Here is a 19636-nt window from a genome sequence, read left to right as displayed (position 1 = left end):
CGACCTGACGGCTTGGATGAAACCGACAATCTCTTGAACGCCGCCGTTCAATCGAACCACCGGCCATTGGTCGGCTTGGCAACCGGCGAAAGTGGCCTATTCTGCGCCCAGCCATCCGGCCAAGAAGCAGCGGTCAACTGCGCCAGGGATTCCAGGGACAGACTCCAAGGAGGAGGCTCGCGCGATGGGCCAGTTGATCACGGTCGAGGAGCTGCCGCGCTACGCTCCCGGTGAGCTGAAGCTGGATAGTGCGGCGGTCGGGCGGAACGATTTCCGGCTGCGGATTTTCCGTTATGCTCCGTCGGACATCTGGGTTCCGCCGTCGGCCAACTTCCTCCTCGTGCTCTATCGCGACGGCGTGACGTCGATGAACCGCCGCGTCACCGGCGCGTGGAAGCAGGACCACGTCGGCCGCGGCGTCACGTCATTGCTGACCCGCGCGGAGCCATCGAGCTGGCACTGGAAGAATGACATCGAGGTCACCCATTTCTATATCGCTCCCGCCCTCATGTTGAAGACCGCGAGCGATGCCTTCGACCGCGACGCCGAGACGATCGAACTGCACGATTTGCTCAAGGCCGAAGATCCGATGCTGACCTGGATCAACGACCAGATGGTTCAGGAGGTTGCCGCAGGAGGTCCGGGCGGGCGGCTCTGCTATGACGCGCTGGCATTGCAGGCGAGCGTCCACATCCTGCGGAAATATGCGGCGATCGAATTCAAGATGCCGTGCGCGCAGGGACGTTTCAGGCCGGCGCATGCAAGGCTCATCGAGGACTATATCGAGCAGAACATCTTCCGGAACATCACGCTGGAGGAGCTGGCGAACATCTGCAATTGCACGCCGATCCAGTTCGCCCGCAAGTTCCGGGTGCATTACGGCATGCGGCCGCATGCCTATGTCCTGCGGCGCAAGGTGGAGCACGCGTGCCGGCATCTGCGCAAGGACCGCGTCGCGCTGAAGGAGATTGCGCTGCTTGCCGGCTTCGCCGACCAGAGCCACCTCAATCGCGTTTTCCGGCAGCACATGAACGTGACGCCGGCGGAATACCGCAGGCAAGTCTGCGAGCACACCGCGCAGGCGTGAAAGCGCTACGCCGGGAACCTGCGACGGACTCACACCTTGACGCGGCGGCCCTTGATCGCGGCGCCGAGAATCTCCTCCGACGCGCCGTTGCAATAGACGTCGGCGGTGTCGATGCGATTCACTCGGCCGGGCACTGCGTGGCGAGGGCGACCGGTCGATCGAGACGCAGGCTCCAGAGCGCGAGCAACAGCCCGATCGCGGTGATCAGCGCCGCCACCAGCGGCAGCGCGCCGAGGCCGAGGCCGCGATCGATGGTCACGCCGCCGGCCCAGGCGCCGAGCGCATTGCCGAGATTGAAGGCCGCGATGTTCAGGCTCGAGGCCAGCGTCCGCCCTTCGACACCGGCGGCTTCGAGCACGCGAAGCTGCAGCGGCGCGACGGTGGCAAACGCCGCGATGCCGAGAATGAACAGCAGCGCCACCGCCAGCGCCTTGATCGAGATCACGGCAGCAAGCGCCACGAGGACGGCAGCAAGGCCGCCGAGCGACACCAGCAGCGCACGCGCGAGCCCCTTGTCGGCGAGCCGTCCACCCGCGACATTGCCGATCGCTAGTCCAGCGCCGAACACCAACAGGATCGGCGACACCGCGGCGTCGGAGAATCCCGTGAGCCGGGTCAGGATCGGCTGCACATAGGTGAAGACCGCGAACAGGCCACCGAAGCCGAACACCGTCATCGCAAGCCCGAGCAGCACCTGCGGGCGGCCGAGCACGGCGAGCTCATCGCGCAGCAGCGCCGGCTTGTCCTTGGCGCCGACATGGCCGGGCACCAGCACCGCCAGCACGATGAAGGCGACCACGCCGATCACAGCCACCGCCCAGAACGCCGCGCGCCAGCCGAGCATCAGGCCGAACCAGGCGCCGAAGGGCACGCCGAGCAGGGTCGCGACCGTGAGACCGATGAACATCGTGGCGATCGCCGAGGCGCGCTTGTCTTCCGGAACGAGACTTGTCGCCACCACCGAGCCGACGCCGAAGAAGGTGCCGTGCGCCAGCGAGGTCAGAATGCGCGCGGCCATCAGCAGTTCGTAGTTCGGCGCCAGCGCGCAGGCGGCATTGCCGAGCGTGAAGATCGCCATCAGTGCCAGCAGCACCGCCTTGCGCGGCATCCGTCGCGTTGCCAGCGTCAGGATCGGAGCGCCGACGAATACGCCGAGTGCGTAGCCGGAGATCAACAGCCCCGCTGCGGACACGGATACCTGCATGTCGGCGGCGACCTGCAGCAGCAGTCCCATGATGAGGAATTCGGTGGTGCCGATGCCAAAGGCACCGGCGGTCAAGGCAAGGACTGCAGCAGGCATGTGTCGCTCCGGATGAGGATTCCGCAATGCGACATAGCCGTCCGGACCGATAAGGATTAGAATGGCGTCAATCCAATCATTTGTGACGTGAATTCAAGATGGCCCGATCAGACACCAATCGCTCCGGCGAGATGGACGTGTTCGTCCGCGTCGTCGATCTCGGCGGCTTCACGGCCGCCGCAAACAGCCTGCGCCAGACGCCGTCGGGCGTCAGCAAGCTGGTCTCCCGGCTCGAGACGCGACTCGGCACGCGGCTGGTCAACCGCACCACGCGCAAGCTGCAGCTCACCGAGGAAGGGCAGGCGTTCTATCAGCGCGCCCAGCGCATCCTTGCCGACATCGATGAGGCCGAACGCGAGGCCGCCTCATGCGTGCCGCGCGGCCATCTTACAGTGAACAGCAATATCCCGTTCGGCATGCTGCATGTGATGCCGCTGCTGCCGCGCTTCATGCGCGAGCATCCGGACATCACGCTCGACATCGTGCTGACCGACACGCTGGTCGATCTGATGCAGGAGCGCGCCGACGTCGCGATCCGGGTCGGCCCACTCGGCGCCTCGCGGCTGATCGCGCGCAAGCTCGGCACCAGCCGCATGGTGGTGGTCGCCGCGCCCTCCTATCTCGCCCGCTTCGGCACGCCGAAGACACCGGCCGACCTCACCGCGCACCGTGGCATCGGCTGGACCTTTCCACGCAGCATCCGCGGCTGGCCGTTCCGCCGCGCTGAGCGGATCGAGGAAGCTCTGCCGCCGCCGGTCGCCCGCGTCAGCGACGGCGAAGCGGCGCGCCAACTCACGCTCGGCGGCATCGGGCTGGGACGGCTGGCGCTGTTCCACATCGGCTCCGATATCGAGGCCGGCCGTCTGGTGCCGGTGCTGCAAAACCTCAATCCCGGCGACCGCGAGGACATTCACGCCGTCTATGTCGGCCATGCCGGCCCGCTGCCGGCGCGGGTGCGTGCCTTCATCGATTTCCTCGCACAACACATCCGCATCGGCGACCCGGCGCTGCGCCGTGGCGCCGATGGAAAATGGAAAGTCGTGACCGGCAAGTGAGGCATCGCGCGACGACAACGGTCGCGGACGGACCTAGGTGCGCTTCAACAAATAGAGATGCGTGACGTACGGAAACACCACCTCGTCGGCGTCACCGAGACCGGCCTCACGCAGGATGCCGTCCGTCTTCTCGCGAAGGACTGCCTTCTCTGCATCAGGAAGATTGGCGACATAGCTCGTCGACACCACGCGCTCATAGACGCCCTGTCGCGGCATCCGGTGCGGATGGTCCTGCACGATTTCCTTCTCGAGCACGAAGCGTGGATCGTTCAGGATCCAGCGCCAGCGTCCCGAACGCTGCCGGGGCGTATCTCCCGCGTAGCCTTCAATCATGACGGACAACGCATCGACCCACGGCGCGCGGTCATCCCTGTTGTTCCAGACCAGCGCCAGCGTCCCGCCAGGACGCAACAGTCGCGCGATCTCGGCGACGGATGGCTCGTTGTCGAACCAGTGGAACGCCTGGGCGCAGGTGACGAGATCGACGCTGCCGGTTGCAAGATCGATCGCATCGGCGCGCGTGTTGATCACCTCGATCCCGGCTTCGTTCGCCAGCCGGGCCGACATCTCCGCAACGGGCTCGACCGCGACGAGACGGGCGGTCGGGGACAAATGCGGAAGCAGCAAGCGGGTGAACTTGCCGGTTCCCGCGCCGAGATCGACGACGCAATGCGCGGTTTGAAGTGGCAGCGCGGCGACAATATCGGCGGGATAGCTGGGACGGCCGGCCTCGTAAGCAGCGACCGCGACACGATAATTCTTGGCCGTGGGGTTGAGTGTCATCCGCTTCTCCTGCGCGCCATGCCGTGTGCCGTGAAGCCCTGTCCGGCGTATAGAGCAGCGGGCGCGCAGGACGGGAAGAGCAGGTCGATTCACGTTTCGCTGAACATCGTCATCCTGGCGTCACAGCCTGTTCCCGGAGTGCGCGCAGCGCGCCAGAAAGGGTTGGCAAGTCCGGCCAAAGCCGCTAAAGGTCCGCCCCCTTCACATCACAAATCCGAGCATGACATGTCGAGCGCCCCGCCCGCCGTCTCGATTGGCGTCGATTTTGGCACCAGCAACACCGTGGTCGCGCTGTCGGATGCCGACGGCCGCGTCGAGGCGATCAGATTCGACCATGGTGGCCGCACGCATAGCGTCTATGTCTCCGCGCTGTGCTTCTGGGAGGATCGGCCGGGCGCCGGGCTGCATCCTCGCGCCGAGGGCGGCCCGTGGGCGATCGAGCAGTTCCTCGAGGGCCGCACGATCCACCGCTTCATCCAGTCGTTCAAATCGTTTGCGGCGAGCTCGGCCTTCAACACCACCCAGATCTTCCGGCAGCGCTACAAGTTCGAGGATCTGCTTGCGGCGTTCCTGCGCACGCTGACGCGGCATGCCGGCGAGGGCTTCGACCTCGGCGCGCCGACCATCATGGTAGGCCGCCCGGTGCGCTTTGCCGGCGGCAATCCCAATGACGAGCTCGCGATGCAGCGCTACCGCGCCGCGTTCGAGCGGCTCGGCGCCGGACACGCGCGCTATGTCTACGAGCCGGTGGGCGCCGCGTTCTCCTTTGCGCGCAGCCTCGACCACGATGCCACCGTGCTGGTCGCCGATTTCGGCGGCGGCACCAGCGACTTCTCGGTGATGCGATTCTCGCGCAAGGGCGGCGCGCTGCGCGCCGAGCCGCTGGGACACGCCGGCATCGGCATTGCCGGCGACACCTTCGACTACCGCATCGTCGACCACATCGTCTCGCCGCGGCTCGGCAAGGGCACCAACTACCGCTCGTTCGACAAGGTGCTGCCGATCCCCAACCATTATTATTCGAGCCTCGCCCGCTGGCATCAGCTCGCGATGATGAGGGGCAATGGCGATTTGCGCGAATTGCAGCAGCTCGCGCGCACCGCGCTCGATCCGGCGCCGCTGCACGATTTCATCACCATCGTCGACCACGATCTCGGCTTTGCGCTGTACCGCGCCGTATCCGACACCAAGGTCGCGCTGTCGAGCCGCGACCGCGTCGAGTTCCGCTTTGCCCGCGAAGGCATCGATATCGGCGCGATCGTGACACGCGACGATTTCGAATCCTGGATCGCCGACGACATCGAACGTCTCGGCGCAACCGTCGACGAGGCGCTGGCCAAGTCAGGCATCACCGCGCGCGACGTAGAAAAAGTGTTCCTGACCGGCGGCACCTCGTTCGTGCCGGCGGTGCAGCGCTTGTTCGCCGAGCGTTTTGGCGAAGCGCGGCTGACCTCGGCGGACCAATTCGAATCGATCGCCTATGGCCTCGCCTTGATCGGCAACACGCCCGATCCCGACCGCTGGACCTTCGCCGCGGCGGCGTGACTACGCGCGTCGCCTTGATCCCGGCCCAATACCCGACTACATCATTGCAATCATCACTCCGAGAGGATGCCGACAGCCATGGATTTCACCCTGACCGCAACGCCCATCAGCCTTGCCCACGGGGATTTCCATCACCATGCCTGCATCGATCACGCTCTCGAATCTGACCCTGTCCGCGCCTGACGGCCGGGTTCTCCTCTCCAATATCGATCTCAGTTTCGGACCCGAACGCACCGGCCTAGTCGGCGGGAACGGCGTCGGCAAGACGACGCTGCTCGACCTGATCGCGGGCCGGCGCACGCCGCAATCCGGCACGGTCTCGGTTCAGGGACGCGTCGCCATGCTGCATCAGACGGTTCAGCTGACACCGGACCAATGCGTCATCGATCTGTTCGGTGCGCGCCACACACTGGCCGCCCTGCGCCGCGCCGAACAGGGCCATGCGAGCGCCGACGAGGTTGCGGATATCGACTGGACGCTCGACACGCGCATCGCGTCCGCACTCGAGCGCGTCGGACTGGACGATGTGCTCGACGCGCCGCTGGCGATGCTGTCCGGCGGGCAGGCCACCAGGGCGCGCCTCGCCGCGCTGACTTTTGCAGAGCCCGACTTTCTGCTGCTCGATGAGCCCACCAACAATCTCGACCGCGAGGGGCGCAAGGCGGTGATCGACCTGCTTGCCGGCTGGCGCCATGGCGCCATCATCGTCAGCCACGACCGCGAGCTCTTGGAGACCATGGATGCGATCGTCGAACTGACCTCGCTGGAGGCCAGGCGCTACGGCGGCAATTGGGGCCAGTATCGCGCACGCAAGGCCGTCGAGCTTTCGGCCGCAAGACACGATCTGGCCGATGCCGAGAAGCGCGTCGCCGAGATCGACCGCAAGGCGAGGGAAACGTCCGAGCGCAAGGCCCGCAAGGACGGCGCCGGCGCGAAGCAGCGCGCCAAGGGCGACATGCCGCGCATCGCCGCTGGACTGCGCAAGGATCGCGCCGAAGATAGCGGCGGCGAGAACGCTCGCCTCGCCGAACGGCGGCGGACGCAAGCGCTCGAACTTGCCACCGCGGCACGGCAGCGCATCGAGGTGTTGCAACCGTTCTCGGTGCAACTGCCATCGACACATCTGCCGGCGAGCAGGATGGTGCTGCGGATCGAGGCCGCCGATGTCGGCTACGCATCGGGAGCGCCGATCCTGCGCGATCTCACCGTCTCCATCTCGGGGCCGGAACGCGTCGCGATCACGGGCCCCAACGGCGCCGGCAAGACGACATTGCTCAAGCTCGTCAGCGGCGAGCTGTCGCCGTCGCGCGGCACTGTCGAGGTGCTGACCCGCTTTGCAATGTTCGATCAGGCAGTCGGCCTGCTCGACGCCTCGGCCTCCATCCTCGATAATTTCCGGCGCATCAATCCGAAGGCCGGCGAGAACGCCTGTCGGGCGGCATTGGCGCGATTCATGTTCCGCGCCGATACCGCGCTGCAGGCCGTCTCGGGCCTCAGCGGCGGCCAGTTGCTTCGCGCCGGCCTCGCCTGCGTCCTGGGCGGCGTCACGCCGCCGCCGCTCCTGATCCTCGACGAGCCGACCAACCATCTCGACATCTCTTCCATGGAAGCGGTCGAGGCCGGACTGCGCGCCTATGACGGCGCGCTGCTGGTCGTGAGCCACGACGAGGCCTTCCTCGAGGCGATCGCGATCGGGCGCAGGTTGGACCTCGCTGCGTATACCCGCTAGCGATAGACGGGATTGTCCGGGTCCTCCCTCGGCACGGATCTGATTGCAGCCTGGTGGCCACGGCTCCCACCAAAATATCGAAAACAACCCCATGCAAAGTAGCCAGCGGCAATTGCTTTCACGCAATCAATAATTCGAACGATGCGGCTGATCAGAGAGTGAACAGCCGAGCACGCGTCGCCTTGGGGTAGGTGGAAGGCGCGGTGCTCGGCTGTCAGGCCGCGCGGCGGTGCGGCCATCCCGCCAGCCTCGCTCATCCCCATGAACGAGGCCGTCGGAGCTCAATCTCGCCTGTTGCTAGATTCGCGCCCTCGAATGGAGCGCGTTTCTCCAAAGGGCAAATGCGATGAAGGTGGCCAGCAACAAAGAAACGGCACCGACCGCGATCAAGAAATGCGCGAAGGCCATCTTGGAAAATCCCGATTGATAAGCGTTACGTGATGCGGCGCGAGATGCACCGCAGCCTGGCAATCAAATGCACTTCAGGAATTGATTTGCCCTGCCGGCCGCCGCCGGACAGCCCGAAAGGTGGCTGGCACTGCGCTCTGCCCACCCTTCGATTTCAGAGAGGTTGTCGAGCCACTCGGCTCTTCGCTGCCTCTCATCGCGCGGTTCGTCACACCGCTCAACTGTCACCAGCATAATCGATAAAACTTTATCGACAATCGAAAGGAAAAATTAAGGTTACCGGGGCGCGGCGCTCCTTTCGAAGTCGGCATACGCGCGCCGGCAATGACGCGAGCTTTTATCCGATCGAGGCTGCGCAACTGCCGCCGCGTCTGGGCTGTGCGCGTCCGGTGGCCGGCGACAACGGTCGCGCGAGTCGCGCGCCCAAATCCGTCTGTGTCATGTTGAGGAGCCGGTGAGTCCGCGCAAAGCTTCGGGAGACAGCCTTGGCCCTGATCCGGCAGGGTGGCCTGCTACCCAAAGCGCGGCAGAGCGAAGGATGGCGGAGAGGGAGTCCGCCGCCCCTTCCGCGAAACCCGTGAGCTTTAACGCTCTCATTCGGCGTTCAGCTATCTGGCGAGTGCAAGCATGCTTTCGCCTGACCCCACCGGGGAGGAGAGACAATTTCGATTTGGGACCCACTATTTTCGCTCACCAGCCTTTGTAGTACCGTGGTTGGACCAACTTTAGGGGGTCTCATGAACAGGCGTTGCATATTTGGCCTTTGTGCAATCGCGTTGGTCACAATCCCTGCTTTCCCAAGCAACAGCAAGGCGCAAGGAAAGTCGCTCAAGGATCAACTCGTCGGCACGTGGATTTACGTGTCCAGCACAGGTAAGCGGGAGGATGGCAGCGCCGTGCCGCGGCCAAGCGCCCAAGGCGCGGTGACCTACACGGCCGACGGCCGCTTCCACTTCATCACGGTGCGCACCGACGTACCGAAGTATGCGTCGGGCGACCCAGCACGACCGTCCCCCGAGGAAGCCATGGCCGTTGCGTCGGGCGTGGTTGCCTACACCGGAACCTACACGCTGGACGAAAGCACGAAGACGGCTCACCTCAACATCGAGACGAGTTCGGTTCCGAATTTCGTCGGAGCGCCCAATCAGCGCCGGATCGTCACGTCGATTACCGACGAGGAATTGAAGCTCACGAACCCGCGCACACCCGCAGGTGTGACGCTGGAGTTGGTGTTCAAGCGGGCGAAGTGACCAGGTCGCCATGCCATCATCTGCGTCGAGACGATGACGCGATGACGTTCGCTATCGGTAGCCTGTCCGACGCTGGCGCTCCCTTTTCAATATCAGCGGTTGCGACGGCTCGCGATGGTGGCGCGGTACGAGCGCTGGCTGCCGCTTGCTGACGCTGGCGTGCCGTCCGTGCTGCTCTCCTGATTTCAGGAGAGCGCGGTGCTGACGCTGCCGCCGTCGTGCGAGCCCCCATCCTTGGCGGACTTGAATGACCGAATTGTTCAGCTGCTGGAGCGGGACATACGGCATACTCTGTGCGGAGGAAACAACGCACAGCGCGAGCGCAAACACGGTGGGTCTGACCATTTGCATCGTCTATGTCACGGAAAGCTCTGCCGATGACTTCACCATCGGCTTCGAGCATCTATAGGCCAGCGGCGTCGCGCCGCTCAGTAGTTCGGGCAAACCCAGTTGCCGTAGGCGTCGTAGCCACAGCCGCTGCGGTAGTAGGCCCCTGTCGCAGCTGCGCCGACTGCAGCCGCGCCCACTGCCGCTGCACCGACACCGTAGCCGCGATAGCCGTAGCGCCCGCCGCGCACAGCGACGGCGCCACCCCGATATCCACGAGCAGCGACAGCGCCGCCCCGTGGTCCTCGAACCGCGACAGCGCCGCCGCCGTGGTAGCCTCCAGCACGCATACCGCCGCCACGTCGGGCGAACGCGTCGTCGGGAGTGAAAGTGACCAGCAGCATGGCTGCGGCTGCCGAAGCGATGAGAACTCGACGGAACGTTGGCGCACTCCTTCTTCGAGAGGAAAGCCGCGGACACCCGCACATAGCGAACCGCGGGTTGTCCGAAGCGTCGCGCGCGGGAGCTTCGCGCTTTTGATCTAGATCAAACCTCCAATTCATCGACGTGCTCCATCACTGTTGCAGTGACAGTTGTAAACACGGGTTACCCGCTTGAAGGGCTGTCAGCTGGTAGGCACCCTATCAAGTTAAGGATGTCGCTGATGAAAGCGCAGGAACCACGGCCTGACATTTCCACGGCTTTGACGGTGACACAGTTTTGCCAAATGTTCGACATCGAGCCAGAGCTGTATGCCGCGCTAAAGCGAACCGGCCAAGGTCCACGCGAGGTCCGCACCGGACACTGCATCGTGATCCCGTCGGAATATGCCGCGCAGTGGCTCGTCAAGGCCGAGCCGCTGCGGGTGTTCGCGCAGCGCTATCTCTGCGGATGATCAACATTGCGCGTTTGGTCGAGCGCCTGCCTGCGCCTTGGCTTTTTCAATTCATCCTTGCGGGTGTTGATGTCGAGCGGTCGATGAGCAGGATTGACCGGCCCGGCGCCTCCGTTGTGTCCGCCACGCTATCCACCGCAATCCGTAGCGGCTTGCCTGTCTCGCGTGGCCCAGCGATCCTCTCGCCATGGGCACCAAGTCACGCGAGGCGATTTACGACGGATCGGTCCGGGCGGCGGCAGAGCGGGCACGCAAGGAAGCCGACCGGCTCGCCTGCGAGGCGTGGGACAAGCGCGTGCTCGGATTTCAGGCTTCGGCGCAAGGCCTGCCGGGAGACCAAGGTCGGGACCGTCACGCAGGCGCTCTAGGCAAAGATGAAAAACTGGACAGTGATCGGCATCAAGAACGACTGGAAGAAGATTTTCTCGTTCGAGTAGAGGAGCAGAACAGATGAGTGACCTTGTCGTAATTGCATTTCCAACCGAGGCGAAGGCGGAGGAAGTTCGTCAAAAATTGCTGGCCATGCAGAAGGAGTATTTGATCGAACTCGGCGATGCCGTGATCGCGGTGAAAGACAGCAAAGGAAACATTAAACTAAATCAACTGATCAATACCACGGCTGCTGGTGCGGCTACTGGCGCCTTTTGGGGCACGCTGATTGGCCTGATCTTTTTGATGCCGCTTGCTGGTGCTGCCCTTGGCGCCGCGTCCGGCACGCTCAGCGGATATTTAACGGATGTCGGCATCAACGACAAATGGATGAAAGAGACTGCTGCCGCCGTTCAACCCGGAACCGCAGCGCTCTTCGTACTGGTGCGCAAAGTCACGGCGGACAAGGTTCTTGAGAGGCTCAAAGGCGAAGGTGGCACGGTGCTAAAGACTTCTCTCGACCACACTAAGGAAGCCGCCTTGCAAGCGGCTCTGGCGGAGGTCAAAGCGGCGGTACCGGCTGCGCCTCCTGATTTGCCGGGCGTTTGAAACGATTGCGACGCCTCCCGACGACCGCTGCTCGTCCAAATAGAGGAGTCTGCTCAATACCTTGCCTGGTTTGAGTGGCGGAGAGGGAGGGATTCGAACCCCCGATAGGCTTGCACCTATGCCGCATTTCGAGTGCGGTGCATTCAACCACTCTGCCACCTCTCCGATGGCCCGGGTGATTTGCGCCACCCGCGGTCGGGGCGTGTTCTAGGCGAGGATGGCGGGCCAGACAAGGCGCTGCAATAATATTTCCGTCACCGGCGCCTCGGCCCACCTAGGCACCATCGGCGACGCAAGAATGCGCGCGGAAACAAAGCGCTAGCAGGACGATTCTGGCTCGGTCGGCGCGCGAGCCAGCCAGACAGAGCAGGAGCGGACCATGGAGCATGTGACGATTCGAGCCAATGGCGCGGCGTTCCACGTCGCACGGACCGGGAGTGGCAGGCCGCTCTTGCTGTTGCACGGCTGGCCGGAATTCTGGCTGACCTGGAAGCCGGTGATGGCGCGCCTGGCCGACCGCTACACCCTGATCGCGCCCGACCTGCGCGGCTTCGGCGACAGCGACAAGCCCAACGGTCCCTACGGCCCCGATCAGCATACCGACGACATGCTGGCGCTGCTGGACGCACTCGGCATCGAGAAGGCCGGCGTGGTCGGTCACGACGTCGGCGGCGCGGTGATGCAGCCGCTCGCCCGCAAGGCGCCCGAGCGCATCGCCGGCCTGTTTTTCTTCGATTTCGTCTATCCCGGCATCGGCCCGCGGATGGCGGCACCCGACCGGCTGAACCACATCTGGTACCAGTCGTTCCACCAGATGGAGATGGCGCCCGCGCTGGTCGGCGCCAGCCGCGAGAACTGCCGCATCTACATCGGCCATTTCCTGCACAATTGGGCGCATCGCAAGGCTGCATTCGACGATGTGATCGAGGACTTCGCCGACAACTTCTTCAAGCCCGGCAACCTCGCCGGCGGCTTTGCGCATTATCGCGCTTCCCATGCGGGGCGCGTGAAAATGATGCAGGGCGAAGCCCCCGCGCTGCCGCCGATCACCGTGCCGACCTGCATCCGCTGGGCCGAGCACGATCCGCTGTTTCCCTATGGCTGGACCGACCGGCTGGGCGAGACCTTCACCAATCTGGACCTGAAGATGTTTCCCGATGTCGGGCATTTCCCGCATCGCGAGGACCCCGGCCGCGCGGCAGCCGAGATCGCCGGCTTCTTCGAGCGGATCAATTGGAGGTAGAAAGTGGTGGGACCGCCAGGACGCGACAAAAACTGGCGGTCCCGTGCCGCTTCTCAAAAATGCTGGCCGGGAAGTGCGGCTTCGCCGGTCGGCGGGAGCGACAGGGGTCACGGTAGCGGCCGACGCCGAAACGGCAACGCGAACCCGATCTTAACCTAACCGATCAACCTTACCGCGCGATCGGCTCACACAGGCGAGGCTCAGGCGTCCGAGGCTCAGGCGTCGGCTTTTTTGGCTTTCTTGGCCTTTTTCTCGCTCTTGTCGCCCTCGTCGTCCTTGTCCTTTTTCTCGGCTTTCTTGTCGTCCTTGCCGTTGTCTTTCTTGCGATTGGTGTAGCGGGCGTTGCCGAGCCCGGTTCCGATCGTCAGCACGCCCCAGCGCGCGACATCCTGCATGAATGGGACCTCGGCCAGCCCCTGCGCCACGCCGTCATTATGCATCACGATCGCGGTGTCATGATCGCCGATCTGGGGGATCGCCTCGACCAGGCTCGCCGGCAGGTTGAATTTGCTGCTTTCCCAATTGCCCGGCAGGTTCTGCGCGCCCTTCTCGATCGAGCCGTCCTCCTTGATGACGCCGGGACAGGAGATGCCGATGAATGGCGCGAGCTTGAGATTTGCCTTCTCGGCCTCGGCGATCAGATCCTTCAGCATCTTCACCAGCCGCTTCACCGCGCCCTCGCGCGTCGGCTCGTCGTCGGCATGGCGCCACAACTCCGATTTCCAGACCGTTGCCTTGGAGAGATCCGGCGCCTTCTTCCAGCGCGTCTCGACGACGCCGCAGCGGATATTGGTGCCGCCGATATCGACCGCGAGCACGCCGTCATGGGCCTCGAAGATCCACGATGGCGCCAGATGCAGCGTGCCGATCAGGCCCGCATCATCGGGGTGAAAGCGGATCGGCACCAGATCGACCTTGAGACCCTCCGACTTCAGGATGATGTCGGTGCGCGCGATGGCGAGCTCGCCGAGCCGGCTGTCGCGAAAACCGCCGCCGACCACGATGCGCTCGGTCTTGGCCCAGGCCTTGGTGTTGAGGAAGCGCCGCGTCACATAGGCGAGCTCCTGCGCGAACTCCTCGATCGCGCTGTGCACGATGGCGGAGGCCTCGGCGTCGTCACCGACCAGCAACTCATCGAGCTTCTTCTTGCTGATCTTGTCCGACGGCTCGTCGCCGAACGGATCTACGTCCGACTTGCGCAGCGGCTTGCGCCAGCGGTCCAGGATCTTGCGGAAAGCGCCCTTTGAGGCGCGGTCGCCGAGAAAGCCCTCGTCGTCCTTCAACTCGATGTTGAAACTGTCGATGTCGACAGACGGCAGCCGCGCGGCACCGTGGTGCGCGATGCCCGTGGTCAGTCCAGCGTCGTCAGCCATTTAGCCCTTGCCTGCCCGCTTGAGGTTCCCAGCACTATTGTTTGAGCATGATCATTTCGGAAAACCGCTTCACACTTTTCCGGATCATGCTCTAACGGCGGGGAACTCAAATGGTTGCTTCCCGCGCTGCGGCGCTTCGGCCGGGCGCGGGAGGCAATTCGCAAGGCGTCAGGCGGCCTTCACGCCGTAGCGCGCCGCAGGCGTGCTGCGGGACAGGTTCGGCATCAGCTTCTGGCGGGCGCTCTCATAGGCCTGCCAGTCGGCAACCTCCGGCAACGACGGCACGGTGATGACTTCGCCCTGGTCGAGCCCCGCCAGCGCGGCATCGACCATGTCCTCCGCCTTCATCACGATCGCGCTGGGCAGATGCTCGACCGGCGTGCCGGCCAGACCCCAGAATTCGGTGGCCGTGGCGCCCGGCAGCACCGCCTGGACGCGGATGTTCTTGTCCTTCAGCTCATGCTGCAACGACTGGGTCAGCGCGAGCACGAAGGCCTTGCTGCCGCCGTAGACGCCGTTGAGCATTTCCGGCGCGACGCCGACGATCGAGGCGATGTTGACGATGGTGCCGCCGCCGCGTGCGACCAGTCCCGGCACCGCCGCATAGGTCAGGCGCATCAGCGCGTCGACATTGAGCGCGATCATGTCGCTCATCTTGTCGACATCGGATGCGAGCAGCGGCGCGGTGGCACCGACGCCGGCGTTGTTCACCAGCACGCTGATGCCGGCATTTTCGCGCAGAATGGATTCGATCCGTGCGACGTCGCCGCGCTTGGCGAGGTCGGCGGCAACGATCTCGATCGAACGGCCCGTCTCCGCCGACAGACGCCTGGCGAGCCCATCGAGGCGCTCGCGGTTGCGTGCGACGAGGATCAGATCGTAGCCACGCCGTGCGAGCCGGTCCGCATAGATGGCACCGATTCCGGACGACGCACCAGTAACGAGCGCCGTTCCCTTGGCTGACTTGGTCATGTTGGTCTCCTGTTTGACCTGGACGGCCGGACTTGGCCGTTGGTCAGGTTCTACAGGCCCCCTTGCATGTCTCAAATGTCATAGATACACCTTTTTAGGACATCGATTCTCGTCGGAGGGTTCAATGCAGGAGATCGGCTTCGTCGTCTTCCCGGAGTTTCAGGTGATGGGCTTTGCCGCCATCACCGCCTTCGAGGTTGCCAACCTGATCGCAGGCGAGCGCTTCTATGAGGTCACGCTGCTGTCGGAGCACGGCGGCCCGGTGCGATCCTCCGCCGGCTTCAATGTCGAAACCGAAGCCTTTCGCGATCGCAGCTTCGACACGCTGTTCATTGGCGCCGGCCACGAGCTTCATCCAGCATCCCCTGAATTGACCGACTATATTCGCCGCGCCATGACGGTGTCGCAGCGTATCGCCGCGCCTTGCATCGGCGCTTTTTCGCTGGCTGAGGCCGGTCTGCTCGATGGCCGGCGCGTTTCCACGCACTGGCAATTCGCCGCAGAATTGCAGGCACGATTTCCCAGGCTCAAGGTCGAACAGGACCGCATCTACATCGTCGACGGACCGATCTGGACCTCGGCCGGCATGACCGCGACGATCGATCTGGCGCTCGCGATGGTCGAGCAGGACCTCGGCATCGAGGTCGCGCGCTCGGTGGCGCGCAAGCTTGTGGTCTATCACCGCCGCACCGGCGGCCAGTCGCAGTTTTCAGCGCTGCTCGAGCTCGAGCCGAAATCCGACCGCATCCAGAACGCGCTGAATTATGCCAAGGCTCACCTGCGTAACGAACTGTCGGTGGAGGAGCTCGCCGAGATCGCGCGGCTCAGCCCGCGCCAGTTCAGCCGCGCCTTCCGCGCCGAGACCGGCCAGTCGCCGGCCAAAGCCATCGAGCAGCTCCGGGTCGAGGCTGCCCGCGAATTGATCGGCGACGGCCGCCATTCGATGGACGAAATCGCCGGCGAAACCGGCTTTGCCGACCGCGAGCGGATGCGGCGGGCATTCCTGCGGGTGCTGGGCCAGCCGCCGCAGACCATCCGCCGGCACGCACGTGCCGCCGCGCAGGCCGCGGCTTGAGGGGGAATCCGGGCGAAAATCACGCCAAACCTTTCATTTTTGGCCGGTTTTTGCCCCGCTTTACCTTGACTCCCCGTCGTTTGCGGCTATAAGTCCGCCCATCCGGCGCGGGGGTTTTCTCGCGCCGATCGTTTTTGTGCGATCCAGTTTGGGAATTCATTCCCTTCGCGCGAAACACATAACCCTTAGCGACTGAACAAAAAGCCGACCCGGACTAACCGTCCGAGGCCGGAACCGAACACGAAGGAATCAAACGATGTTCGCAGTCATCAAAACCGGCGGCCGGCAGTACCGTGTCGTTCCGAATGATGTACTCGAGATTGGCAAGATCGCCGGCGATGTCGGCACGATCGTGCAGCTAGGCGAAGTTCTGGTGCTCGGCGGTGACACGCCGGTGCTGGGAACGCCCACCGTCGCAGGCGCCACCGTTGCAGCCGAAGTGCTGCAGCACAAGCGCGGCGCCAAGGTGATCGCGTTCAAGAAGCGTCGCCGCAAGAATTCACGCCGCAAGCGCGGCTATCGCGACGAGCTCACGGTGCTTCGCATCACCGAGATCCTCGCCGATAACGCCCAGCCGACCGTCGGCCCGCGGCCGAAGAGGGAAAAGGTCGCAGCGCCCGCCGAGGCAGCCGAATAGGCCGTTCGCGGGCACGCGCAAAAAGGTGATCGTCGCGCTTTCAGATTTGAAGCGTGACAAAACGTGAAATGATTCCGTCAAGGAATTGATCTAGAGATCAAAGCGAAGTCGGAGACGAGCTATGGCTCATAAAAAAGCAGGCGGTTCATCGCGTAACGGACGTGATTCCAAGGGCAAGCGCCTTGGCGTCAAGGCGTTCGGTGGCGAGCGCGTGATCCCCGGAAACATCATCGCGCGTCAGCGCGGCACCACCTGGCATCCTGGCCTTAATGTCGGCATGGGCACCGACCATACTCTCTTCGCCAAGATCGAGGGTCATGTCGAGTTCCGTGCCAAAGCCAACGGCCGCACATTCGTATCGGTTATTCCGATGGCGGAGGCGGCCGAGTAGACGGTGGACACACATGAGTCCGCCGGGTCCTGTTGAACCGGCGGAGTCGCAAAGGGCTCCAAGGGGAGGCGGGATGACCGGCCTCCCCTTTTCGTTGCGCGCGTTCCGGTTCGACCGCGCGTGACGTTCCAAGCGTTGCGTACCGATTGTCGCATCACAGGAGCTCGACATGTTGCAGGACATCCCGACGCCGATCTTGCGCGAGGCAAGAGCTTGCGTCCTCGAGACCGAACGGCTGACATTGCGCAAGCCGACGCTCGCGGACGTAAAAGCCATTGCGCGGCTCGCCGATGACCGCCGTATCGCGGAGAACACCCGCCGCCTGCCGCATCCCTATACCCAGGACGACGCCATCGACTTCGTGCGCGCACTCGGCGCGGGCGGGCGCGAGACCGTCTTCCTGATCGAGAACAATCACACCCCGATCGGCATGGCCGGCATCGACTGGCGCGAGGAGACCGCGGCCGAACTCGGCTACTGGCTCGGCGTCGACCATTGGGGCCAGGGCTTTGGCACCGAGGCCGCGCGCGCCGTGATCGACTACTTCTTCGAGGAATTCGATCTCGACCAGCTGATCGCGGGCGCCCGCGTCGTCAACCCGTCGTCGCGCAACATCCTCGAGAAGTGCGGCTTCCAGTGGAGCGGCGTCGAGCTGCATCGCTTCGAGGCGCTGGGCTCGTCGAGCCCGGTCGATGCCTTTCGGCTGTCGCGCGGCGTCTGGGCCTCGCTGAAGAGCTGGAATAGTTCGACGCGGCGCAGCGCGTAAGGCTCGATCCACGGTCGTCGTCCCCACGAACGCGGGGACCCATAACCACAAATGGTCATTGCTCGGCCGAGCTGTGGCTCCCAGCGTTGGTGACGGCAAGCAATGGTGGTTATGGGTCCCTGCTCCCGTGCGCAATTGCGCACTAGGCAGGGACGACAGCTATTTGCGGGTGCGCCTTTGCCCACCCTGCACCGTTACGCCGGCGGATTCACCGAGGAGTCTCCGCGTCCGAGCTGTTGCTCGCGCACGAAGATGTAGAGGCCGGCCGCGATGATAACAGCGGCGCCGACGATGGTGGCCCAGGACGGCACGTCGCCGAACACCACGAAGCCGAAGATCACCGCCCAGACGATCATCGAATATTGGTAAGGCACCACCACGCTCGCCGGCGCGAGCTTCAGCGAACGATTCACGCAAAGCAGCGCCGCGACCGAGATGATGCCGGCGGTGAAGAACAGCACGAGACTGCCGGCTGATGGCGTCACCCAGCGGAACGGCGAGAGCACCGCACCCAGGATGAACGTGCCGCCGAATTGCGATGTCGCGAGCACGATATCGGGCGTCGCCCGCAGCGAGCGCGTGATCAGCATCAGCACCGCAAACGACAGGCTGCCGCCAAGCGCGATCATCGCCGGCCAGCTGATCGTCTGCGCCGACGGCCGCAGCGCGATCAACACCCCGCAAAAGCCGACCAGGATCGCGGTCCAGCGCCGCCAGCCGATATGCTCGCCGAGCACGAGGCCGGACATCGCGGTGACGAAGATCGGCCCGGCCAGATAGTAGGTGATGACGTCGGCGAGCGGCAGATAGACGGTCGCCAGGAAGAACGCCGCGACCTCAAGCGTCGACAGCGTGACACGCAGCAATTGCAGCCACGGCCGCTCCAGATGCAGGAAATCAGCCCGCCGCTGCCACACGATCGGCAGCAGCACGAGCAGCGCCGCGCAGGCGCGCAGCCACAGCAATTGCCCAACCGAATAGGTGGCGACGATGAATTTGCCCATCGCATCGCCGAACGAGAACATGAAGATCGACAGCAGCATCAATCCGATGCCGGCGAGCCGCGCCGATCGATCGTCATAGGAGGACAGTTTTGCGAACAGGCTCATTGTTGTCTTGTTGCCGCCGCGCGTGAATCGGGCCGGTCTTGCTGCCGGTTTTACCGACGTGGCGATGCAGGACAACCCCACCGACGGCATATCGAACCAATTGTCGCAGTGCGGCGGCTGCGCTACCGCTAGCCAGCCCTTCAAGAACGAGAGCAGGAAACGCCGCATGAGCGAATTCGACCCCACCCAGCATCGCATGGTCCCCGCGCAGCGCTGGTTCGAGGATTTCGTGGTCGGCGAGCGCTTCGTGATTCCGAGCCGGACCCAGACCTCGGCCGTGTTCGCGGCGTTCCAGACCGCGAGCGGTGACACCCATCCTATCCATTACGACGTCGAATATTGCCGCACGCGCGGCATGCCTGACCTGCTCGCCCATGGCTTCCAGACCCTGGTGCACACCGCGCCCGGCGCAGGGCTGTTCCCCTATGTCGTCGAGGAGTCGCTGGTCGGCTTCCTGGAACAGTCGAGCAAGTTCCTGAAGCCGGTCTATGCCGGCGATACCATTTATCCCGCGCTGGAGGTGATCGAGCTGTCACCCGGCCGGACCACGGGCGTCGTGACGTTGCGCTCGACCGTGCACAACCAGCGCCGTGAGCTGGTGCTGGAGGGAATGCAGAAATTCCTGGTCCGGCGGCGGCCGACATAGCCGCTTGGGCCGTAAAAAGGCCCGAAAATTAAGGCTTTTCGCCGAAGTCAGGGCCTTTCCGGGTTGC

Annotated in this window: 22 protein-coding genes and 1 tRNA gene; 15 read left to right on the top strand and 8 right to left on the bottom strand. The window is 64.2% G+C overall.

Going from position 1 to position 19636, the window contains the following annotated elements:
* Nucleotides 1–184 precede the first annotated feature (184 nt).
* On the top strand, nucleotides 185–1087 hold the full coding sequence (locus G6P99_RS02565; RefSeq protein ID WP_029084310.1) for a helix-turn-helix transcriptional regulator: 903 nt from the start codon (nucleotides 185–187) through the stop codon (nucleotides 1085–1087).
* 29 nt (nucleotides 1088–1116) lie between these two features.
* On the opposite strand, the gene G6P99_RS02560 is transcribed toward G6P99_RS02565, so the two are convergent.
* Nucleotides 1117–1209, bottom strand: coding sequence for an aldo/keto reductase (locus G6P99_RS02560; RefSeq protein WP_334262167.1), 93 nt, complete (start codon nucleotides 1207–1209; stop codon nucleotides 1117–1119).
* A complete protein-coding gene (locus G6P99_RS02555; protein ID WP_029084309.1) occupies nucleotides 1206–2387 on the bottom strand; it encodes an MFS transporter in 1182 nt (393 codons plus the stop codon). Before G6P99_RS02555 ends, G6P99_RS02560 begins: the two co-directional genes overlap by 4 nt.
* 98 nt (nucleotides 2388–2485) lie before the next feature.
* On the opposite strand from G6P99_RS02555, the gene G6P99_RS02550 reads away from it, so the two are divergent.
* Entirely contained in the window at nucleotides 2486–3442 is a 957-nt protein-coding gene (locus G6P99_RS02550; RefSeq protein WP_029084308.1) for a LysR family transcriptional regulator, read from the top strand.
* A gap of 33 nt (nucleotides 3443–3475) precedes the next feature.
* On the opposite strand, the gene G6P99_RS02545 is transcribed toward G6P99_RS02550, so the two are convergent.
* Nucleotides 3476–4225, bottom strand: coding sequence for a class I SAM-dependent methyltransferase (locus tag G6P99_RS02545; RefSeq protein WP_165127145.1), 750 nt, complete (start codon nucleotides 4223–4225; stop codon nucleotides 3476–3478).
* 225 nt (nucleotides 4226–4450) lie between these two features.
* Here G6P99_RS02545 and G6P99_RS02540 point away from each other — a divergent pair, with 225 nt between their 5' ends.
* From G6P99_RS02540 to G6P99_RS02525, 4 genes are all read left to right on the top strand, one after another.
* Entirely contained in the window at nucleotides 4451–5770 is a 1320-nt protein-coding gene (locus G6P99_RS02540) for an Hsp70 family protein (RefSeq protein WP_029084306.1), read from the top strand.
* Nucleotides 5771–5906: 136 nt separating this feature from the next.
* Complete coding sequence (locus G6P99_RS02535; protein WP_165127143.1) at nucleotides 5907–7499, top strand: ABC-F family ATP-binding cassette domain-containing protein; 1593 nt, start codon at nucleotides 5907–5909, stop codon at nucleotides 7497–7499.
* Nucleotides 7500–8644: 1145 nt separating this feature from the next.
* Nucleotides 8645–9157, top strand: coding sequence for a lipocalin-like domain-containing protein (locus G6P99_RS02530; protein WP_084518685.1), 513 nt, complete (start codon nucleotides 8645–8647; stop codon nucleotides 9155–9157).
* Between the two features lie 247 nt (nucleotides 9158–9404).
* A complete protein-coding gene (locus G6P99_RS02525; RefSeq protein ID WP_156928938.1) occupies nucleotides 9405–9566 on the top strand; it encodes a hypothetical protein in 162 nt (53 codons plus the stop codon).
* Nucleotides 9567–9585: 19 nt separating this feature from the next.
* Here G6P99_RS02525 and G6P99_RS02520 read toward each other — a convergent pair whose 3' ends face one another.
* Entirely contained in the window at nucleotides 9586–9972 is a 387-nt protein-coding gene (locus G6P99_RS02520; RefSeq protein ID WP_414645614.1) for a hypothetical protein, read from the bottom strand.
* A 176-nt stretch (nucleotides 9973–10148) separates the two neighbouring features.
* Here G6P99_RS02520 and G6P99_RS02515 point away from each other — a divergent pair, with 176 nt between their 5' ends.
* From G6P99_RS02515 to G6P99_RS02505, 3 genes are all read left to right on the top strand, one after another.
* Nucleotides 10149–10379 (top strand): hypothetical protein, encoded by a 231-nt coding sequence (locus G6P99_RS02515; protein WP_156928937.1) that lies wholly within the window; start codon nucleotides 10149–10151, stop codon nucleotides 10377–10379.
* Between the two features lie 187 nt (nucleotides 10380–10566).
* Nucleotides 10567–10833, top strand: coding sequence for a hypothetical protein (locus tag G6P99_RS02510; protein ID WP_175612326.1), 267 nt, complete (start codon nucleotides 10567–10569; stop codon nucleotides 10831–10833).
* Entirely contained in the window at nucleotides 10830–11357 is a 528-nt protein-coding gene (locus tag G6P99_RS02505; RefSeq protein ID WP_029084302.1) for a DUF1269 domain-containing protein, read from the top strand. Before G6P99_RS02510 ends, G6P99_RS02505 begins: the two co-directional genes overlap by 4 nt.
* A 75-nt stretch (nucleotides 11358–11432) precedes the next feature.
* Here the strand turns inward: G6P99_RS02505 and G6P99_RS02500 are convergent.
* Nucleotides 11433–11522, bottom strand: a tRNA-Ser gene (locus G6P99_RS02500).
* 214 nt (nucleotides 11523–11736) lie between these two features.
* Between G6P99_RS02500 and G6P99_RS02495 the strand changes: the two genes are divergently transcribed.
* Entirely contained in the window at nucleotides 11737–12600 is an 864-nt protein-coding gene (locus G6P99_RS02495; protein ID WP_165127141.1) for an alpha/beta fold hydrolase, read from the top strand.
* A gap of 215 nt (nucleotides 12601–12815) precedes the next feature.
* Here G6P99_RS02495 and G6P99_RS02490 read toward each other — a convergent pair whose 3' ends face one another.
* Nucleotides 12816–13973 carry an ROK family protein gene (locus G6P99_RS02490; RefSeq protein ID WP_029081363.1) on the bottom strand — a complete coding sequence of 386 codons (1158 nt, stop codon included), beginning with the start codon at nucleotides 13971–13973 and terminating at the stop codon, nucleotides 12816–12818.
* Nucleotides 13974–14141: 168 nt separating this feature from the next.
* The gene (locus tag G6P99_RS02485; protein ID WP_029081362.1) at nucleotides 14142–14945 is read right to left on the bottom strand and encodes an SDR family NAD(P)-dependent oxidoreductase; all 804 of its coding nucleotides are present in this window, start codon (nucleotides 14943–14945) and stop codon (nucleotides 14142–14144) included.
* Nucleotides 14946–15069: 124 nt separating this feature from the next.
* On the opposite strand from G6P99_RS02485, the gene G6P99_RS02480 reads away from it, so the two are divergent.
* The 4 genes from G6P99_RS02480 (at nucleotide 15070) to G6P99_RS02465 (ending at nucleotide 17814) form a co-directional block, all read left to right on the top strand.
* A complete protein-coding gene (locus G6P99_RS02480) occupies nucleotides 15070–16020 on the top strand; it encodes a GlxA family transcriptional regulator (protein WP_029081361.1) in 951 nt (316 codons plus the stop codon).
* Between the two features lie 256 nt (nucleotides 16021–16276).
* Entirely contained in the window at nucleotides 16277–16657 is a 381-nt protein-coding gene (rplU, locus tag G6P99_RS02475; protein ID WP_029081360.1) for a 50S ribosomal protein L21, read from the top strand.
* 121 nt (nucleotides 16658–16778) lie between these two features.
* On the top strand, nucleotides 16779–17048 hold the full coding sequence (gene rpmA, locus G6P99_RS02470; RefSeq protein WP_029081359.1) for a 50S ribosomal protein L27: 270 nt from the start codon (nucleotides 16779–16781) through the stop codon (nucleotides 17046–17048).
* Nucleotides 17049–17217: 169 nt separating this feature from the next.
* The gene (locus G6P99_RS02465) at nucleotides 17218–17814 is read left to right on the top strand and encodes a GNAT family N-acetyltransferase (RefSeq protein WP_165127139.1); all 597 of its coding nucleotides are present in this window, start codon (nucleotides 17218–17220) and stop codon (nucleotides 17812–17814) included.
* Between the two features lie 194 nt (nucleotides 17815–18008).
* Here the strand turns inward: G6P99_RS02465 and G6P99_RS02460 are convergent, their stop codons facing one another.
* Nucleotides 18009–18923 carry a DMT family transporter gene (locus G6P99_RS02460; RefSeq protein WP_029081357.1) on the bottom strand — a complete coding sequence of 305 codons (915 nt, stop codon included), beginning with the start codon at nucleotides 18921–18923 and terminating at the stop codon, nucleotides 18009–18011.
* A 166-nt stretch (nucleotides 18924–19089) separates the two neighbouring features.
* Between G6P99_RS02460 and G6P99_RS02455 the strand changes: the two genes are divergently transcribed.
* A complete protein-coding gene (locus tag G6P99_RS02455; RefSeq protein ID WP_165127137.1) occupies nucleotides 19090–19569 on the top strand; it encodes a MaoC family dehydratase in 480 nt (159 codons plus the stop codon).
* Nucleotides 19570–19636: the final 67 nt, after the last annotated feature.

It is taken from the genome of Bradyrhizobium sp. 6(2017) (assembly GCF_011058295.2).
GTDB lineage: Bacteria > Pseudomonadota > Alphaproteobacteria > Rhizobiales > Xanthobacteraceae > Bradyrhizobium > Bradyrhizobium septentrionale.
This window is presented reverse-complemented; position numbering and strand designations above follow the sequence as displayed.

What these genes read in the sequence shown, in the direction of transcription:
- G6P99_RS02565 (WP_029084310.1), top strand. Translation starts at nt 185, where the DNA reads ATGGGCCAGTTGATCACGGTCGAGGAGCTGCCGCGCTACGCTCCCGGT.
- G6P99_RS02555 (WP_029084309.1), bottom strand. Translation starts at nt 2,387, where the DNA reads ATGCCTGCTGCAGTCCTTGCCTTGACCGCCGGTGCCTTTGGCATCGGC.
- G6P99_RS02550 (WP_029084308.1), top strand. Translation starts at nt 2,486, where the DNA reads ATGGCCCGATCAGACACCAATCGCTCCGGCGAGATGGACGTGTTCGTC.
- G6P99_RS02545 (WP_165127145.1), bottom strand. Translation starts at nt 4,225, where the DNA reads ATGACACTCAACCCCACGGCCAAGAATTATCGTGTCGCGGTCGCTGCT.
- G6P99_RS02540 (WP_029084306.1), top strand. Translation starts at nt 4,451, where the DNA reads ATGTCGAGCGCCCCGCCCGCCGTCTCGATTGGCGTCGATTTTGGCACC.
- G6P99_RS02535 (WP_165127143.1), top strand. Translation starts at nt 5,907, where the DNA reads ATGCCTGCATCGATCACGCTCTCGAATCTGACCCTGTCCGCGCCTGAC.
- G6P99_RS02530 (WP_084518685.1), top strand. Translation starts at nt 8,645, where the DNA reads ATGAACAGGCGTTGCATATTTGGCCTTTGTGCAATCGCGTTGGTCACA.
- G6P99_RS02525 (WP_156928938.1), top strand. Translation starts at nt 9,405, where the DNA reads ATGACCGAATTGTTCAGCTGCTGGAGCGGGACATACGGCATACTCTGT.
- G6P99_RS02520 (WP_414645614.1), bottom strand. Translation starts at nt 9,972, where the DNA reads ATGTGCGGGTGTCCGCGGCTTTCCTCTCGAAGAAGGAGTGCGCCAACG.
- G6P99_RS02515 (WP_156928937.1), top strand. Translation starts at nt 10,149, where the DNA reads ATGAAAGCGCAGGAACCACGGCCTGACATTTCCACGGCTTTGACGGTG.
- G6P99_RS02510 (WP_175612326.1), top strand. Translation starts at nt 10,567, where the DNA reads ATGGGCACCAAGTCACGCGAGGCGATTTACGACGGATCGGTCCGGGCG.
- G6P99_RS02505 (WP_029084302.1), top strand. Translation starts at nt 10,830, where the DNA reads ATGAGTGACCTTGTCGTAATTGCATTTCCAACCGAGGCGAAGGCGGAG.
- G6P99_RS02495 (WP_165127141.1), top strand. Translation starts at nt 11,737, where the DNA reads ATGGAGCATGTGACGATTCGAGCCAATGGCGCGGCGTTCCACGTCGCA.
- G6P99_RS02490 (WP_029081363.1), bottom strand. Translation starts at nt 13,973, where the DNA reads ATGGCTGACGACGCTGGACTGACCACGGGCATCGCGCACCACGGTGCC.
- G6P99_RS02485 (WP_029081362.1), bottom strand. Translation starts at nt 14,945, where the DNA reads ATGACCAAGTCAGCCAAGGGAACGGCGCTCGTTACTGGTGCGTCGTCC.
- G6P99_RS02480 (WP_029081361.1), top strand. Translation starts at nt 15,070, where the DNA reads ATGCAGGAGATCGGCTTCGTCGTCTTCCCGGAGTTTCAGGTGATGGGC.
- rplU (WP_029081360.1), top strand. Translation starts at nt 16,277, where the DNA reads ATGTTCGCAGTCATCAAAACCGGCGGCCGGCAGTACCGTGTCGTTCCG.
- rpmA (WP_029081359.1), top strand. Translation starts at nt 16,779, where the DNA reads ATGGCTCATAAAAAAGCAGGCGGTTCATCGCGTAACGGACGTGATTCC.
- G6P99_RS02465 (WP_165127139.1), top strand. Translation starts at nt 17,218, where the DNA reads ATGTTGCAGGACATCCCGACGCCGATCTTGCGCGAGGCAAGAGCTTGC.
- G6P99_RS02460 (WP_029081357.1), bottom strand. Translation starts at nt 18,923, where the DNA reads ATGAGCCTGTTCGCAAAACTGTCCTCCTATGACGATCGATCGGCGCGG.
- G6P99_RS02455 (WP_165127137.1), top strand. Translation starts at nt 19,090, where the DNA reads ATGAGCGAATTCGACCCCACCCAGCATCGCATGGTCCCCGCGCAGCGC.